Source organism: Bacteroides togonis, from assembly GCF_900130135.1.
GTDB classification, from domain to species: Bacteria; Bacteroidota; Bacteroidia; order Bacteroidales; family Bacteroidaceae; genus Bacteroides; species Bacteroides pullorum.
Genome location: NZ_LT670820.1, coordinates 2,918,943 through 2,937,199, shown reverse-complemented (window position 1 = coordinate 2,937,199; position 18,257 = coordinate 2,918,943). Strand labels below are relative to the sequence as shown.

At 46.8% G+C, this 18,257-nt stretch carries 8 protein-coding genes and 1 tRNA gene; 8 read left to right on the top strand and 1 reads right to left on the bottom strand.

The window, feature by feature from the left end; all coding sequences use genetic code 11:
• The first annotated feature begins 4 nt into the window (after positions 1–4).
• From BQ8005_RS12435 to topA, 3 genes are all read left to right on the top strand, one after another.
• The gene (locus BQ8005_RS12435) at positions 5–3,037 is read left to right on the top strand and encodes a tetratricopeptide repeat protein (protein ID WP_075318282.1); all 3,033 of its coding nucleotides are present in this window, start codon (positions 5–7) and stop codon (positions 3,035–3,037) included.
• A 30-nt stretch (positions 3,038–3,067) separates the two neighbouring features.
• Entirely contained in the window at positions 3,068–4,726 is a 1,659-nt protein-coding gene (locus tag BQ8005_RS12430; RefSeq protein ID WP_075318281.1) for a TonB-dependent receptor, read from the top strand.
• A gap of 93 nt (positions 4,727–4,819) precedes the next feature.
• Entirely contained in the window at positions 4,820–7,174 is a 2,355-nt protein-coding gene (gene topA, locus BQ8005_RS12425) for a type I DNA topoisomerase (protein WP_075318280.1), read from the top strand.
• A 100-nt stretch (positions 7,175–7,274) separates the two neighbouring features.
• Here the strand turns inward: topA and BQ8005_RS12420 are convergent, their stop codons facing one another.
• Positions 7,275–10,514, bottom strand: coding sequence for a S41 family peptidase (locus BQ8005_RS12420; RefSeq protein ID WP_075318279.1), 3,240 nt, complete (start codon positions 10,512–10,514; stop codon positions 7,275–7,277).
• A 144-nt stretch (positions 10,515–10,658) separates the two neighbouring features.
• On the opposite strand from BQ8005_RS12420, the gene BQ8005_RS12415 reads away from it, so the two are divergent.
• From BQ8005_RS12415 to BQ8005_RS12395, 5 genes are all read left to right on the top strand, one after another.
• Positions 10,659–10,729: transfer RNA gene (locus BQ8005_RS12415), tRNA-Gln, on the top strand.
• Positions 10,730–11,372: 643 nt separating this feature from the next.
• Positions 11,373–11,933 carry an RNA polymerase sigma-70 factor gene (locus BQ8005_RS12410; protein WP_083610615.1) on the top strand — a complete coding sequence of 187 codons (561 nt, stop codon included), beginning with the start codon at positions 11,373–11,375 and terminating at the stop codon, positions 11,931–11,933.
• Positions 11,934–12,017: 84 nt separating this feature from the next.
• Positions 12,018–12,953, top strand: a complete 936-nt coding sequence (locus tag BQ8005_RS12405) for a FecR family protein (protein ID WP_075319187.1) — start codon at positions 12,018–12,020, stop codon at positions 12,951–12,953.
• Between the two features lie 179 nt (positions 12,954–13,132).
• Positions 13,133–16,387: a TonB-dependent receptor gene (locus BQ8005_RS12400; protein WP_111936076.1), complete on the top strand. Its 3,255-nt coding sequence runs from the start codon at positions 13,133–13,135 to the stop codon at positions 16,385–16,387.
• Between the two features lie 18 nt (positions 16,388–16,405).
• Positions 16,406–18,163 carry a RagB/SusD family nutrient uptake outer membrane protein gene (locus tag BQ8005_RS12395; protein ID WP_075318276.1) on the top strand — a complete coding sequence of 586 codons (1,758 nt, stop codon included), beginning with the start codon at positions 16,406–16,408 and terminating at the stop codon, positions 18,161–18,163.
• Positions 18,164–18,257 lie beyond the last annotated feature (94 nt).

Below are 18,257 nucleotides of genomic sequence, written 5' to 3'. Positions count from 1 at the left end.
GAACATGAAGCATAAATTCTCACGTATACTCTGTGCGGCACTGTATTGTGCTCCGCTAGTTGTAGCGGCACAGAACAACGAAAAAGCTGCTCCCCTGCAACAATATTATCAGGAAGGAAAGACTTTGTTCCAAGAAAAAGCCTATTCAGCTGCCATTGCCCCATTACGGGCTTTCTTACAGAAAGCTGAAGCCGAAGGCTCTCAGCCGTCACATACAGGTGAAGTACTGGAAGCCGAATACATGTTAGCCTGTTCCGCCTATGAAATGAGAGACGGACGAAGCAATGAATTCCTACAGAACTTCTTGGACAATCATCCCGATACACCTCATGCCAACCGTATCTATGCGCTGATGGCTTCCAACTATTTCTTCGCACAAGACTATGACAATGCATTGGCCTTGTTCAACGCTTCCGATCTATCCCTGCTGGCAGACAATGAACGTGATGACATGACATACCGCAGGGCTATGTGCTACCTGGAAACAGGTAAAGTGAAAGAAGCAGCTATCTGGTTCGAAACGCTGAAGAACACCAGCCCACGCTATGAGACAGACTGTACATACTATCTGTCTTACATCCGCTACACCCAGCAACGCTACGACGAGGCCCTGAACGGCTTCCTCGCCTTGCAGGACAAGGACAAGTACCAAGCGCTGGTTCCTTATTACATCGCAGAAATCTATCTGGTAAAGAAACAATACGACAAAGCGGAGATTGTGGCGCAAAACTATCTTTCCGCCTACCCTGGCAACGAGAATACGGCAGAGATGTATCGCATCATCGGATCGGCCTGCTACCACATGGGAAAATACCATGAAGCCATGCAGGCGTTCGAACAGAATGATGCCTCCACCCGCCGCGATGCCCGGTACATGTATGGTTTGGCCAGCTATCACTGCGGTGTCTATAGTCAGGTGCCCGTATTGTTGTCCAGCGTCACGCAGGAAAAAGATGCACTGAGCCAGAACGCCTACCTGCACATGGGCTTGGCCTACCTCAAACTGTCTGAAAAGAATAAAGCCCGCATGGCATTTGAGCAAGCTGCCGCTTCGGACGCCAACAGAGCCATAAAAGAACAGGCATCTTACAATTATGCCCTTTGCATCCACGAAACGTCTTATTCTGCCTTCGGCGAATCGGTCACTGTCTTCGAGAAATTCCTGAATGATTTTCCACAATCGGCCTATGCTGACAAAGTGAGCGATTATCTGGTGGAAGTCTATATGGAGACACGCAGCTACGAAGCAGCCCTGAAATCCATCAACCGCATCAAGTCACCTAATTCAGCCATACAGAAAGCCAAAGTGCGCATCCTGTTCCAATTGGGTACACAAGCCTTTACCAACGCCGACTTCCAGAAAGCAATCGATTATTTTGGACAGTCCTTCCAGTATGCGGCCCTCTTCGGCCAGCAAGGCCAAAGAGAACAAGGCAAAGCAGCCTACTGGCGTGGAGAATCCTATTATCGCCTGGGACAACTACAACAGGCAGCCGACGACTTTAACCGCTATCTGAACTACAACCCCGACACGAGTAATGAGATGTATACGCTGGCTCACTACAATTTAGGATACATCGCTTTCCATCGCAAGAACTACACGGGTGCCGAAAGCTATTTCAATCGCTATACCCAACTGGAGAAAGGACAGAATCCGGCAGCCTTGGCCGACGCCTATAACCGCTTGGGCGATTGTTGCTTCCACGCACGCCGCTTCGATGAAGCCACCCGTTACTATACCCGTGCAGAGAATATGGGAACAGCCTCGGGCGACTATTCTTACTACCAATTGGCCTTGGTAGCCGGTCTGCAAAAGGACTACAACGGTAAGATAACACTGCTCGACAGACTGGCACAAAAATATCCCAATTCGCCCTATGCCATCAACGGTCTATATGAAAAGGGACGTTCGTATGTACAAAACAATCAAAGCACCCAAGCTATCGCAACCTTCCGCGAGCTACTATCCAAATACCCCGAAAGTCCTATAGCCCGCAAGGCTGCCGCTGAAATAGGCCTTCTCTACTATCAGAATGAAGACTACAACCGTGCTATCGAAGCCTACAAGCACGTCATCACGCAATATCCCGGCAGTGAAGAAGCCCGCCTGGCCATGCGCGACCTGAAATCCATCTACGTAGATGCCAACCGCGTGGACGAATATGCTGCCCTGGCGGCACAGATGCCAGGACAAATACGTTTCGAAGCCAGCGAACAGGACTCACTGACCTACATCGCCGCCGAGAAAGTATACATGAAAGGGGAAATCGCACCCGCCAAGGCAAGCTTCGAACGCTACATCCAGAGCTATCCAGAAGGTGCCTTCCGCCTGAATGCCCACTATTACCTCTGCCTCATCGGCAAAGAACAGAAAGACGACGAAGCCGTATTGTTACATGCAGGCAAATTGCTCGAATTCCCCAACAGTCCTTATGCTGAAGAAGCATTGCCCATGCATGCAGAAATCCTCTTCAACCGCCAGCAATACGACTTGGCGTTAGCCGACTACAAGCAACTACAGGCTCGCGCTACTACCACTGAGCACAGACAGTTGGGGGCTACAGGCGTACTGCGTTGTGGCGTACTCCTGAAAGACGATGTAGAAACCATCAATGCAGCCACTGCTCTACTGTCCGAGACTAAACTGACACCTGAACTGCAAAACGAAGCTCTGTACTATCGTGCCAAGGCCTACCTCAACCAAAAGGCACAGCAAAAGGCAACCGCAGACCTGCAGATACTGGCAAAAGACACACGTACACTCTATGGTGCCGAAGCAAAATACCTGCTTGCCCAACAACTGTATGACAACGGCGATTACACAGCAGCCGAAAAGGAAGTGCTCGATTTCATTGAACAAAGCACTCCGCATGCCTACTGGCTGGCACGCAGCTTTATCCTCCTGTCCGACGTATATGTAGCCATGGACAAGAAGCTCGATGCACGCCAATACCTCCTCAGCCTGCAACAGAATTACCAGGCCGATGATGACATTGCCGGCATGATCGAAGAAAGACTGGCTAAACTGAAAGAATAACAAGATTTTCCTCATAAATAACAAACGAATATGAAAAATATGCGATATATACTCGGAGGAGCAGCCCTGATAGGACTACCTCTGACCTTGCAAGCACAGGAGCAAACGCAGGACACTACGCTGGTGCGCACTGTGGTGGTAGAGCAGGAATACAATCCAGACATCATGGATGCTTCGAAAATCAATGTTCTTCCACAGATAGAAGTACCAGTTGTAACCAAGAAAGCAGTGGAATACAACGAGACACTGATGCCTGCTACACAAATCCCCGCAACGACCATGCAACCCTATACCGGCATTGAGACTTTGGCTAAAGCCAAGGGAGGATATGCACGTCTGGGATACGGCAATTATAATAATCTCGACCTGCTGGCCAACTACCTGTTCACCCTTTCAGACAACGATCGGCTGAATCTACACCTTGATATGGACGGCATGAACGGCAAACTGGATATGGGTGAAGGACAAGAGAAATGGAAATCACGTTATTATCGCACCCGTGCAGGCATAGACTACCAGCATCGTTTCCGCTCACTGGACTTGAATCTAGGCGGTCATTTCTGTCTAAGTAACTTCAATTTCATGCCTGAATGGGATGCCAATAAACAAAAGTTTACCTCTGGTGACGTACACCTCGGCTTCAAGAACCGCAATAAGGATCTTCCGTTGGACTATGCCGTTGAAACCAATCTTCTCCTTTACCAGCGCCAATATGACCCTGCTGCTGAAAATACAGGAGAAAGCATGATACGCACCAAAGCCGAAGTGTCTGGAAATATCTCGGACGAACAACTTATCCATATCGTATTCAACATGGATAACGCATTCTACCAAAAAGCCAATTTCGAGAATTGCACTTCCATCGGACTGAATCCGAGCTACCAATTCCAAAATGACGATTGGAAACTGAAACTTGGTGCACACGTTGACTTTGCAATCGGTTTCGGCAAAGAAGTCCGCGTAGCCCCTGATGTACAGATACAATATAATTTCTCGGACAGCTACCTGCTTTACGTACAAGGTACAGGAGGCAAGCGACAGAACGACTTCCGACAACTGGAAAGCTACAATCCTTACGGACTATTACAAAACCAGCTTGATGCCACCTACGAGCAGCTGAACACAGCCATCGGCTTCAAAGCCAGTCCCATTAATGATTTGTGGTTCCATCTGTATGCCGGCTATCAGGACTTAAAAGATGACCTTTTCCTCGTACCCGATTTTATAACAGGTGGGTCTTCTCCACAAACACGTCTGCTCCTCGGACAGGCTGATGCACGCAACGTCTATGCAGGCGGTGAGATTACCTACAGCTACAAGCAATTGTTTGGGTTCAACGCATCGGCTGTTTACCGCAACTGGAATACACCTAGCAATGAAAACGCCACTTATACCGAAAGCATCATTCTTGGTTTCAAACCAGCTTTGGAAGCCAATGTAAGAATCGATGTATCTCCACTTTCGGCACTCCGTTTATCGTTAGGCTATCAGCATATCGAACGTAGCAAAGTGGAAGGTGAACGCGCAGATGCTGTCAGCAATCTCTACTTATCCGCCAACTACGAAGTTTTTGAAAACATAGTTATTTACGCTCGACTCAACAATTTGTTGAACAAGGACTACCAATATTATGAAGGATGTCCGGCCCAAGGTATTAACTTCTTGGGAGGCGTAAGTTTCCGTTTTTAGTTTTTTTCTTTATATTATTAAGGTGGGAAATTTGTTTTTTCCTACTTTTGCGGACAAAATCAGCGGGATATGTCCGCTACAAAGTAAGATTTTATGCAGAAGAATTTAGTCATTGTTGAGTCACCTGCCAAGGCCAAGACCATCGGAAAATTCCTGGGAAAGGACTTTGAAGTCTTGTCCAGCTACGGGCATATCCGTGACTTACGGAAGAAAGATTTCAGTATAGACGTAAACAACCATTTCGAACCGCAATACGAAATACCAGCGGACAAAAAGAAACTTGTAGCGCAACTAAAAGAAGAAGCTTCCAATGCCGAAACGGTATGGTTGGCTTCCGATGAGGACCGTGAAGGAGAGGCTATTGCCTGGCATTTGTATGAAGTGCTGAACCTGAAACCAGAAAACACACGGCGCATTGTCTTCCACGAAATCACCAAAAACGCAATTTTGCGTGCCATTGAGAATCCACGACAGATAGACTTGAATCTGGTGGACGCCCAACAAGCACGACGCATATTGGACCGTATCGTAGGTTTTGAACTTTCGCCTGTTTTGTGGCGTAAAGTAAAACCTGCTCTTTCAGCCGGACGCGTACAGTCGGTAGCCGTACGCCTCATCGCTGAACGCGAACGTGAAATTCAGGCTTTCCATAGCGAAGCAGCCTACCGCGTTACAGCAATCTTCCCCGTGCCCGATGCTAACGGTAAGTTGGTAGACATGAAAGCAGAATTGGAACACCGCTTCAAAACCAAAGAAGAGGCACGTCATTTCCTTGAAAATTGCAAAGATGCTACTTTCACTATTCAAGACATTGCTACACGTCCACTGAAAAAGAGTCCCGCTGCTCCCTTCACTACTTCGACCCTTCAACAGGAAGCAGCTCGCAAACTGGGTTTCTCCGTGGCACAGACTATGATGGTAGCGCAAAGCCTTTACGAATCGGGACACATTACCTACATGCGTACCGACTCAGTAAACCTCTCTGAGCTGGCTATCAACGCCGCTCGCGAAACCATCATTGCCAAGATGGGTGAACGATACCTGCACTCACGCCACTTCACAACCAAAACCAAAGGTGCACAGGAAGCTCACGAAGCCATCCGCCCCACCTACATGGAGAATGTCAAAATAGAGGCTACCGCTCAGGAACGCCGTCTTTACGACCTGATATGGAAACGTACACTGGCTTCACAAATGGCTGACGCCGAATTGGAAAAGACTACCGTCACTATCGGCCTCAGCAATACCAATGAAGAATTTACCGCAGTAGGAGAAGTTGTCAAATTTGATGGTTTTCTACGCGTATACCGCGAATCACATGATGATGAAGCTGAAGGCGACGATGTAGCAGGGCTGCTTCCTCCGCTCGCGCAAGGGCAGACACTGGACTATAGCAGTGTGACCGCTACCGAACGTTTTACCCTCCAACCTCCACGCTACACCGAAGCTAGTCTGGTACGCAAACTAGAGGAACTGGGCATCGGACGCCCGTCTACCTACGCCCCTACTATTTCTACTATCCAGCAACGAGAATACGTAGTGAAAGGCGAAAAGCCAGGTAAAGAACGGAAATACGAAGTACTGACCCTGGAAAAAGGAAAGAACATAACCGAAGATACTCGCACAGAACTGACTGGTGCCGAGAAATCCAAATTGCTCCCCACCGATATCGGCATGGTAGTAAACGATTTCCTCACTGAGTATTTCCCCGATATTCTTGACTATAACTTCACAGCCACAGTCGAAAAGCAGTTCGACGAAATTGCTGAAGGTGAAACAAAATGGACTACCGTACTCGACCGCTTTTATCGTAAATTCCACCCTTCAGTAGAGAAAACACTTGCTACCAAAAACGAGCATAAAGCAGGCGAACGTTTGTTGGGTACGGATCCTGCAAGCGGTAAACCTGTATCGGTAAAAATAGGTCGTTTCGGACCCGTAGTACAAATAGGTAGTGCTGATGATGGCGAGAAGCCACGTTTCTCCCGCCTAGAGAAAGGAATGTCCATCGAGACCATCACACTGGACGAAGCATTAAAACTATTCCGTTTACCTCGCACACTTGGCGAATACGAAGGAGCTGAAATCAAAGTAAGTAGTGGCCGCTACGGTCCCTACGCCCAGTGGAAGAGCATGTTCGCTTCCCTACCCCAAGGTATCGACCCACTGACCGTCACACTGGATGAAGCTGTAGCTCTCATCAAAGAGAAACAAGAAGCTGAAGCCAAACGCCACATCAAGAAGTTTGACGAGGATCCTGAGCTTGAAATTATGAATGGTCGCTATGGCCCTTACATTTCATATAAGGGAAGTAACTATAAAATTCCTGAAGGCATTACGCCCGAAGATCTTAACCTACAAGCTTGTATGGATCTAATTAAAATCCAAAGTGACCCCAATAAACCTAAAACACGTCGTGGCAAAACCACACACAAAAAAACGACGTGAAAAATCATATTAAAAGGATAAAAAAAGAGCCATATCTTTACTCTAACTGAGTTCGATATGGCTCTTTCTATTTCTAAGAAATCTTCACTGGACTAATAATTCATTTTCCAATCTCCTTCAATAATTCATCTACAGCAACTTTTAACTGTGTATCCTCACCTTTGACGATGGTCTCAGGACTATTGAGTATCAAGATATCAGGCTCCAATTGGGAATTCTCCAAGTAAGAGCCATCGGGCAAACGATAACCAACTACAGGAATACCGAATATCAGCGAGCGGTCCTGCAACGTTTCCCACGACACGCTGGTCATGGTACCGGGTACAGGTGCACCCACCAGCTTACCCAGCTTCTGATGACTGTATACCCAAGGTGTACCGTGGGCATTAGAGTAGTTGGCCTCGCATTGCAGCATAATGCTGGGTTTGTTCCAGCGACGACTAGGCATATCGCAGGCTTCGCGTCCGCGCACTACCTGTGTGAAGTATTTCTCTCCGCTGAACAGCACCTCGATGTCTTCGTGCAGGCGTCCGCCGCCGTTGAAGCGAATATCGATGACGATGCCGTCGCACTTGTTATACTTGCCCAGGATGTCCGAATAGATGGTGCGGAAGCTGCCGTCGTCCATTGACTGGATGTGTACGTAGCCCAGGCGTCCGCCCGACCAGCGCTCTACGTCGGCAGCACGCTGCTTCACCCAACGCTGGTAGAGCAAGCCGTTCAGTGCACCACTGCTGATGGGTTTCACCACTTCGTCCCAGCGTTCGCCTGAAGCAGGGCTGTAAAAGGAGACGAGCGTCTTGCGGCCTACCTTGCCGTTGAGGAGCTGGCTGATATCGGTCTTGGCATCCAGCGTCTGCCCGTCGATCTTCTCGATGCGGTCGCCGGCCTTTACCTTAGACTTGGCCGTATTAAAGGGCCCTTTCTCCACCACTTCGTCTATCAGTAGCCCCTTTCCACGGTCGGTCCAGCTGTAGAGCAGACCCAGACTGGCGGTGGCGTCGGTGGCCAGCGAGGGATAGTAGCGTCCGCCCGTGTGCGACACATTCAATTCACCCAGCCATTCGCTCAGCAGTTCGGCGAAGTCGTAGTTGTTGTTGATGTGGGGCAGGAACTTACGGTAGGCGGCCGACATCTTGTCCCAGTCCACGCCGTGCATGTTCAGGTTGTAGAAACGCTTCTTTTCCTGTTTATAGACATGGTCAAACATATAGGCACGCTCTTCGGCCAGGTCCATCTTCATTTCAGCACGGTAGGTGATGGATTCCAGCTTGTCGCTCTTGGTATTCATCTTTTGCATGCTGCGTCCACTTAGGATGAAGAGGTTATCGCCTTTCTTGTCCAGCGTGAGCGAGGCCCATCCAGCGTCCATCTTCTTCAGCAGCTTGGTGTCATGCTTGCGCAGGTCCATCTTCCAAAGGTCAAAGCCTCCTTCGAAAGCCGACATATAGTAGAGGCTTTCGCCGTCGGCCGAGAGAATCGCGTCGCCTAGGCGTGAGGAGTTGGGCGTGAGGCGCACGATGCGGTCCTCGATGCCGTCCAGTTCTACCTCAATGAGCTTCACTTCGTCCTTCTTATCGCCGTCTTTCTTATCTTTATCATCGTCCTTGTCTTTCTTGTCCTTGTCGGCTTCGGCCTTTTCCTGCTTCTGGAGTTCATAGTCCTCCTTGCTCAGGCGGTACCTGTCGTAGGCATCCTGGTTGAGGAATACCAGCATAACATCTTCCAACGAACCCCACGAAGCATGGCTGCGCATGCCGTAGCGTTCGGTGCTGAAAAGGAGTGCATTACCGTCCATCACCCAGCGGGGCGAGGAGCTGAAGTAGCCGCTGCCCGTCAGGTTGAAGATCTGTCCCTTGCCGTCGGCGCTCACCAGGCCGATATCGGTATAGGGATCGTGGCCGTTGCCGATGAACTCGAGGGCGAACCACTTACCATCCGGCGACCAGCAGTAGGTGAAGCCGCCTGCGGTACTGTACCAGGTGGAGCCGTCGGTAATCTGGCGCACCTTCTTCGTCTCAAGATTGAGGACCATCAGGCGGTTGCGGTCTTCAATGAAGGCCAGCTCCTTGCCGTCGGGCGAGAAGGTTGGCATAGTGCGCTCTACAGTCGTGGAGGGCAGCAGCACCTCCTCGTCTATCAGTGTGGCGTTGGCAAAGTTAGGGTCTTCCTTGCGGGCTATCTTGGCCAGGTAGAGCTGCCAGTTGCCTCCGCGCTCGCTGGCATAGGCCAGGGTGCGTCCGTCGGGAGCGAAGCAGACGTCGGCTTCGGCTGCCGCGGTATGGGTAATCTGCTTGGTGGTGGCATAGTCGGCCGAAGTAACGAATACATCGCCTCGGACGATAAAGGCCACCTGCTCACCGTCAGCTGAGGGTGTGGCCGAGGTAGCTCCGCTCGAGAAAGTGAGGCGAGCCACATTGTCGGCGTCATCCTCCGTCAGGCTAATTTTTACTTTCTGTGGCTTTCCGCCTACGGTCTGCGTATAAATTTCACCGTCATAAGTATAGCAAAGGGTACCCTTACCTTGCGAAAGGAAGCGCACAGGGTGTGTCTTGAAGGTGGTAACGGGCAGTACTGCCTGCGGGTTATTCAGTCCCATGCGCCACACGTTGAACGAACCTCCGTCGCGTTCACTCAGGAAATAAAATTCCGTTCCGTTGTCCGACAAGATTGGATTACGGTCCTCACCAGCACGGTTGGTCAGGTTGGTGTGGCGGCCCGTGGTGGCGTCATAGCGCCAGATGTCGCGCGTGACGGACGACGTGTGGTGCTTGCGCCATTCGTCTTCGAAACCCTTGCGATCCTGGTAAAGGAAGGAACCCTGGCCGTCATTCAGAAAACAAATCATTTCAGCAGGTGTGGCCAGTATCTGCTCCGTCCGTCCGCCTGCAACAGGCACGGCATAGAGCTCCGTCATGGCCGAGGTGGGGAAAAGAGCGCTCGAGGCGGGATCTTGCAAGGCAGCGTTGAAATAGACCTTCTGACCATCAGGTGAGAAGGCCGTGGGCACTTCGGAGGCCGAGTTATAGGTGAGGCGTCGCGCGCTTCCGCCATCGGCGGACATCACATAGACGTCCATATTGCCTTCACGGTCGCTGGCGAAGGCTATCTGACGGCCGTCGGGCGACCACACGGGCGACGATTCGTAAGAGACCTGCGAGGTGAGCCTTACGGCTTCGCCTCCCTGTGCATTCACTTTGTAGAGGTCGCCCTTATAGCAAAAGGCGATCTGAGTACCGTCGGGCGAGATGCGTACGTCACGCATCCAAAGCGGAGTTCCGGCCAAAGCCGAAGCTGCAACAGTGAGGCCCAACAGCATAGAGCATGTCAGTCTTTTCATAAAAAATGTATTGATAAGATATATTTTCTAACACAAAGATAGGACAAAATCAACAAATCCTCTGAAAAAAACAGCCGAATATTTGGAAGCTATCACCGAAACCCCTATCTTTGCACCGCTTTTTAACAGAAAGCACCTAAAGTTTGGACTATGGTGTAATGGTAGCACAACAGGTTTTGGTTCTGTTTGTCCAGGTTCGAATCCTGGTAGTCCAACAAACGACCGACAAAAGCCTCAAGAGATTTCCTCTTGGGGCTTTTTCTTTTCCGGCATGTCCCGCAAGCGCTGCATCCCATTTTATTGGATACACCTAACAAGAACAAGCGTACGCTTTCACACAAACCGATGCTTCACCCCATCTGTTGTCCGATAGACCCAGCATGAATTCACCGTAAACCAATGAGCGAAAGGGAAATACGTTGAAAGCAGTATCTTGCCGTCGGATGCTGTTCAAGCAAGATATATTCCTCGAAAAAATCTGGTGAAGGCGTGAAAGCAGTTTCTGATACTCCGATTTATCGCAATCTAAGGAAGCACTTCGTTACGGTCTAACACAGTACTTCCTTTCACTCAGACAATACGCTCCTTTCACGGTAACAATGCGCTTTCTTTCACCGCCACGATACGCATTTTCTCTCGTCATCTACATTACGACGCTAACTACCAACATTACGATCCTAAAGTGGCACATTAGCGCCGTAACGTACTACTTTATATTTTCATGATAAACTTGTTACAAGATTCCTCAAAGCGTGTACATCATACAGCCTGTAACCACATTTTTCGCCTGCCCCGATTGCCAATCTGCATATTTTTGCTATGTTTGTCGACGATAATAGCAAAAAGAAACATGATAGCATGAACGAGCTAAATCCATTTATCCAGTTTTTCTCGGAAAATCGGCTGCAATTTATCCGCTTTGCTCAGTCGTATACCCATGACGCATCCATAGCAGAAGACATTGTTATGGAAGCCATGATGAAATATTGGGAGAACAGACATGATTTGCCCGTCGATACCAACCTGGCAGCTTACATACTCACGATTGTGAAGAATAAAGCACTGAACAACCTGCGGCATCTACAATACATGGACGAAGCTTCCGAATATCTCTCTTCCCACTCAAAATGGGAAATCTCAAACCGAATTGCCACACTGGAAGCATGTAATCCAGAAAGCCTATTTACCGACGAAATCCGCCAGATTGTAAAAGAAGTACTAGCTGAACTTCCTCCAATTACAGCGAGCATTTTCACTCTCAGCCGTGAAGAAAACAAGTCTTATAAAGAAATCGCAGAAATAACAGGACTAACAGTCAAAGGAGTTGAATATCACATGGGAAAAGCCATACAAACTCTTAGAACTGCTCTGAAGGATTATCTCATTTTTGTACCTTTCTTATATAAACTACTGGCATAACTATTTTTTTTAGAAAAAAAAATCATTTTCATACTAGGGAACTCTATTTGCCATGTGTTAATAAAGCAAATGAACCCCATGAATATGAATAAAGAAATCCTATACCGTTATTTTAACGGAACGGCTACTCAAGAAGAAGAAGAGCAAATCAGGCAGTACGTCGAGGCCTCAGAAAACAATTGGAAGGTTTATCTGAAAGAACGTAAATTGTTTGATGCAACTCTACTGAACTCACCTTCTAAAATCATACCACGTAAGAAGCAAAATCGTTTCACGATAAAAAATATCATATTTGAAATAGGAAAGACGGCAGCTATCCTGTTACTGGCCTTCGGCCTTTCCTTCTGGGTACTCAACCACATAAACAACCATAAAGATGAAAATCCTGTCATCATAAAAACTCAATATGGCCAGATGGCTAACGTAACCCTGCCTGACGGTAGTAAAGTATGGCTTAACTCCAATACAAAACTTACTTATACGAACAATTTTAATAAAGACAAACGTGAAATTCACATGGATGGTGAAGCCTATTTTGAAGTAGAACACAATGTAGGCAAACCCTTTATCGTATACGCTCCCAACCATAAACAAGTTAAAGTCTTGGGTACAAAATTCAATGTAGAAGCCTATTCAAATACAAACGAATTCGAGGCTTCATTAATGGAAGGCAGTGTGCAAGTGTGTGCAGAAGGAATTTCTCTACTCATTGCCCCTCGACAAAAGGCCGTCTGGAGAGATGGACGCCTCAAAATTGAAGAAATAACAGATTTTGATACCTATCGTTGGCGCGAAGGTCTCATCTGTTTCAAAAACACTCCCCTGACCCATATTCTGAAAGAATTTGAGAAATACTATAATGTAAAAATAGACGTACAAGATGCACAGACATCTAACCCCATATTGACAGTCAAATTCCGTCTGTCCGATGGCATAGATTATGCCCTGCGAGTTTTACAAAAATATGCAGCTTTCTCATTCGAACGTAACGACAAAGAAAACCGGTTTATAATAAAATAAGAATTGTTTAACCTTAAAAAAATGGCTCATGACAGAAAGAAAACCTACATAAAAACAATCTGAATCTCAATGAAAAAACGACTGGCAGATACTGCAATATCTGCCAGCCTACATGGAGATAAATATTCCTCTTTTCTGCAAAAAAGAGAAAGTATCAATCACAACTTAAAAACAAAGATATGAAAAATACAGTTCGGACTGATTCTTGCACACATAAAAATCAGTCTGGTAAACATTTATTAAAGATTATGAAGGAAACAGCTTTCTTGCTATTCTTTTGCGCATTTAGTATGATGGCAAATAATGCCAATTCTCAAAATACTAAAGTTTCCATTATCAAAAATAATGCTACTCTGCTGGAAATACTGAACGACATTGAAAGCCAGACCAATTATCTGTTTATGTATTCAGATGATATCTCCGTGCAACAAAAAGTATCGGTCCATATGGAAAACAAGACAGTGGCTGAAGTGCTGAATGCCGTACTTGGCAACCATGTAAGCTATGAAATGGAAGGAAACCACATTGTATTGTCATACAACTCAAATACGGACAAGATACAACAGGAAAAAGGTACAATCCTAATTAAAGGCCATGTAGCCGACATGACAGGCCTACCTATCATCGGAGCCAACATCTTGGAAAAAGGCGTAGCAGGCAATGGTGTGGTAAGCGACATCGACGGCAATTTCTCACTTCAAGTGCAGCGTGGAGCCACACTGGTAATAACCTACATTGGTTACACCAACCAAGAAATAAAGGCTGAAGCAGGCAAGCCCCTGAAAATTGTCATGAAAGAAGACGCACAAACACTAAGCGAAGTGGTGGTAATGGGGTACACCATCCAGTCGCGCAATACACTTACCGGTTCGGCAGTAGCCCTGAAAGAAAGCAAACTGAAAGATGTGGCCACAGCCAACATTTCTACCATGCTCGAAGGTAAAGTGGCTGGTATGAATGTCCAATTGGAATCTGGGAAACCGGGACAAACCGCCAAAATTTCAATCCGTGGAAAAGGCTCACTGGGTTCCAGCCTTGACCCTATCTGGGTAGTGGATGGCGTCATCTTTAACAGCGATCCTCGTCTTTCACCAAACGAAATAGAGAATGTAACGGTACTAAAAGACGCCGCATCAACCGCTCTCTACGGTTCGCGCGCCTCGAACGGTGTCATTGTAGTAACAACCAAACGTGGCGGAACTGACCGTCAGAAATTCAATGTCAATATCCAACAGGGGCTTTCTACCCTTTCTTGGGGTAACTTAAAGATGATGAATTCCCAACAGTTGTATGACTACCAATCAAGTTTCAACAGTTCGAGCTGGTTCAACGAAAGCCTGCTGAAACATGATACCGACTGGATGGATTTAGCTACCCAAACCGGACTCTATACCAACGTCAACGCCAGTTACCAAGGCGGAAACGAAAAGTTGAACTCATATGTGTTACTAGATTACTATCGAGAAACAGCCGCTGTAAAAGAGATGGAATACGACCGATATACCATCCGAAGCAATACAGACTTTAAGATTCATGATAGATTCAAGGCTTTCCTCAACATGCAAGGTCAATACGTTAAGACCAAAGACCAAACAGCATCACTTTATAGCTCATACCTCTATCTGCCATGGGATTATCCCTATAACGAAGACGGCTCAGTACGAACTGGGCAGGAAAGCGATTGGTATGGCCGCGATAGTGAAAACTATTTAGAATCGCAATACAAGGACTGGAGTGGTTATGAAAATTTTTATGTGGCAGCCACAGCAGGTTTTAAATGGGAGTTATGGAAAGGGCTAACCCTTGAATCTAACAATAACGTAAATTACAAGATTGCCCGTGACGAATCGTACGTAGACCCAAACACACAAGGTGGACAAAGCAAGCATGGAACCATCAGTAACTCCTATTCCATTACTTCAAACTACTTTACAAACCAAATGCTACGTTACAAAACTGAAATAAACAACATGCACAGTATCCAAGCACTGGTAGCCTATGAGTTTTCGCGTTACTACTACCAAGCAACCAGCGCTACAGCCAAAGGTATTACTAGTGGGAAGGAAGTGATAGACGGTACCACAGGCATGGATGACATGTCAGGCTCCAAATCGGCATTCAACATCCAGTCCATTTTGTCCAATGTGAACTATGCTTATGATAATAAATACATGCTACAGGTTTCTTACCGTCTGGACGGCTCGTCCAAATTCGGAAAGAACAACCAATACGGTAACTTCTACACCGTATCCGGTGGATGGAATTTCAGTCGCGAAAAATTCTTCGAACCATTAACCTCTATAGTGAAAGATGCCAAACTTCGCCTCAGCTATGGTGTGGTAGGAAATACTCCTGACGATAATTATAACCATCTGTCACTCTATACTTCAGACATGTACAACGAACTACCGGCTAACTTCCCAGATCAGTTGGGCAACGACGATTTAAGTTGGGAAAAAACCAAAACCTTCGATATAGGCTTGGATATTAATCTAGTTGACCGTATAAGATTCTCCATTGATTATTACAACAAAAACACATCGGACCTTCTATATTATGTCAAGCTCTCCACTATTTCTGGCTATGGCGGTCAGTGGCAAAATATTGGTGCAGTAGTCAATAAAGGTGTGGATTTCAGCTTTGATGCCAATCTATTCCACAACAACGATTGGGACTGGTCATTGGGCTTTAACTTAGGGCATAACAAAAACCGCATCAAAGAACTGTATGGAGGTCGCCCTCAACTTACCGGTATCCGCCGTTTCGAGGAAGGTCGCGATATGGATGACATCTACCTGGCCGAATGGGCAGGCGTAGATCCTGAGACCGGTGCCCCTCAATGGTATAAGACCGATGAGAATGGTAAACGCGTACTTACCAACTCGTACACCGAAGCACAGGCATCACGTGTTTATATGGGCAGCGCCGCTCCCAAAGTAAACGGTGGTTTCAACACCTCACTCACATGGAAGAATCTGACGCTGAACGCCAATTTTGTGTATAGTATAGGCGGCAAACTTTATGCCACAGGTCGAGAGTTGCTCGACTCAGACGGTGCTTACGATACTTACAACCAAATGGTTTTGAAGAAAGGCTGGAAACGTTGGGAGAAACCTGGTGACATTGCCACACATCCGCAAGCCATCAGCGGTGGAAACGCCAATTCTAACAAAACTTCAAGTCGCTACTTGGAGGATGCTGATTATTTAACATTCAAAAACCTCACGTTGTCATACTCCGTACCTCGAAAGGCACTATCGTGGCTCAAGGCAAGCGATGTTACCTTGTCGTTCAGCGCCGACAACCTGTTTACAGTGACCCCTTACTCGCAAGTGGATCCTGCCACAGCTGGTTATGACGGTACAGGTTACGGTTCAAGCACTACTTATCCGACTACTCGGAAATATATTTTCGGCATCAATGTATCATTCTAAACTTTATTCGCAAACAATATGAAACTATCCAAGTTATTGATAATAGGCCTAACATGCACTACATTGGCAGCATGCGACCTTACTGAGTACCCCTACACGTCCATTACCGATGAAGAACTGACTAATAATCCTAACTCGGTAGAAGCCGTAACACTGGGCAATTATTCCGCGTTGAAACGTTTGGAATTTAACAAAGGCGTACATCAGATTGGCGAATATGGCAGTGACAATGTATCAATGAGTGGACAAAGCACCAGCCATACCTTCAATCTGTACAATTACCAACGCATCACCAATAATTCGTATTGCAGTAATTTGTGGGGTATTTGTTACAAAACCATTGTAAACTGCAACAAGATTATCAGTACCAGCGAAGAAGGCTCATCCAAAGAATTGGACCATTTAATTGGTGAAAACTACTTCATACGTGCCCTGCTATACCATCAATTGGCCATCACCTTCGGACGTCCTTACCATGTAGCTTCAGATACTGACCTGGCCGTACCTCTAAAGCTTACCAACAATCTGGACGAATACCCGCCCCGTGCCACCGTAAAAGCCGTGTACGAGCAGGTAATAAAGGACCTGTTGAAAGCCGAACAGCTCATGGAAGGTTCCGGCATCGAGAAGAATGCCTGTTACGGTAACCAGTGGGTTGTAAAAGGTATGCTAAGCCGTGTATATCTGTACATGCACGATTACGAAAATGCTGAAAAATACGCTACCGACGTTATCGAGCACTCAGACAAACGCTTACTTACTTCCACCGAATATGTCACAATGAACGAACTGGTACCCGAAAGTAACCCAGAAGCTATGTTTGCCATTCGCATGATTAAGGATGACCTGAACACTTTAGGTGCTTATAGCGTCATCGGCTCACAATATGCTGTCATCGATGGACAAGGATATGGTGAAGTCTACGCATCCCTACCTTTGATCCAAGCATTAAAGAGATATCCATCTGACATCCGCATGTCGTTCATCTCACCCCAATACGAAGATCCCGATGAAGAAAAAGGACAATTGTATGAACTAATGTTCGTGGGTGAGAACTATTTCTACGGCAACTCACTAGAGCCAACCCGCGACCCATTACATCGAACATACTACCGTTTCCAAAACGTAGAGAAAGTAGATGATACTCATTATAAAGTGATAGTAGATCCCAACTCTGATCCCTTCGAATTGAAAGAAACCTTGATTACGGTAGACGCAGACGGTTATGCCGACAATGTAGAAGCACGCCAAATATACCGAAAGGACGGGCAAACAGCCAAAGCCGAATGGGTAACTTACCGTATGCATGCACAGAAAAAAATGCGCAAACGCAACGATTATCCCCGGTTCTATATCTTGAAATGCCAAGGACAAGAAAAGTTCGGTCAGTTATGGTCGCCAATGGTAATGCGTCTTTCCGAAATGTATCTTAATCGCGCTGAAGCCCGCTACTACCTAGGAAATGCTGAAGCAATAGCTGACCTCAACATCATCAAACAACGTGCATTGGTACCTGACTATTCGGAACAATCGGACGGTGAATTACTAGACGCTATTCTAGATGAACGCCGCAAAGAACTCTTTGCCGAAGCACAGCGTAAATATGACTTGCTTCGCAACGATAAGGTCATTGACCGCCACTATCCCGGCTGTCACGACCGTGGTGCCGAATCAGCTGTAGTACAGGAAATCCACTCGACAGATGACTGCGCGGTACTTTATATCCCGCAAGGAGAAATTGATTCTTATCCTATTGATCTTCCACAAAATCCCTAACACTTTAATTTTATCTGTATGAAAAAAATAGTTTTATCTATATTTCTAAGTGTCTGTACTTTAATAACAAATGCCCAAGATACATTCAAACTAG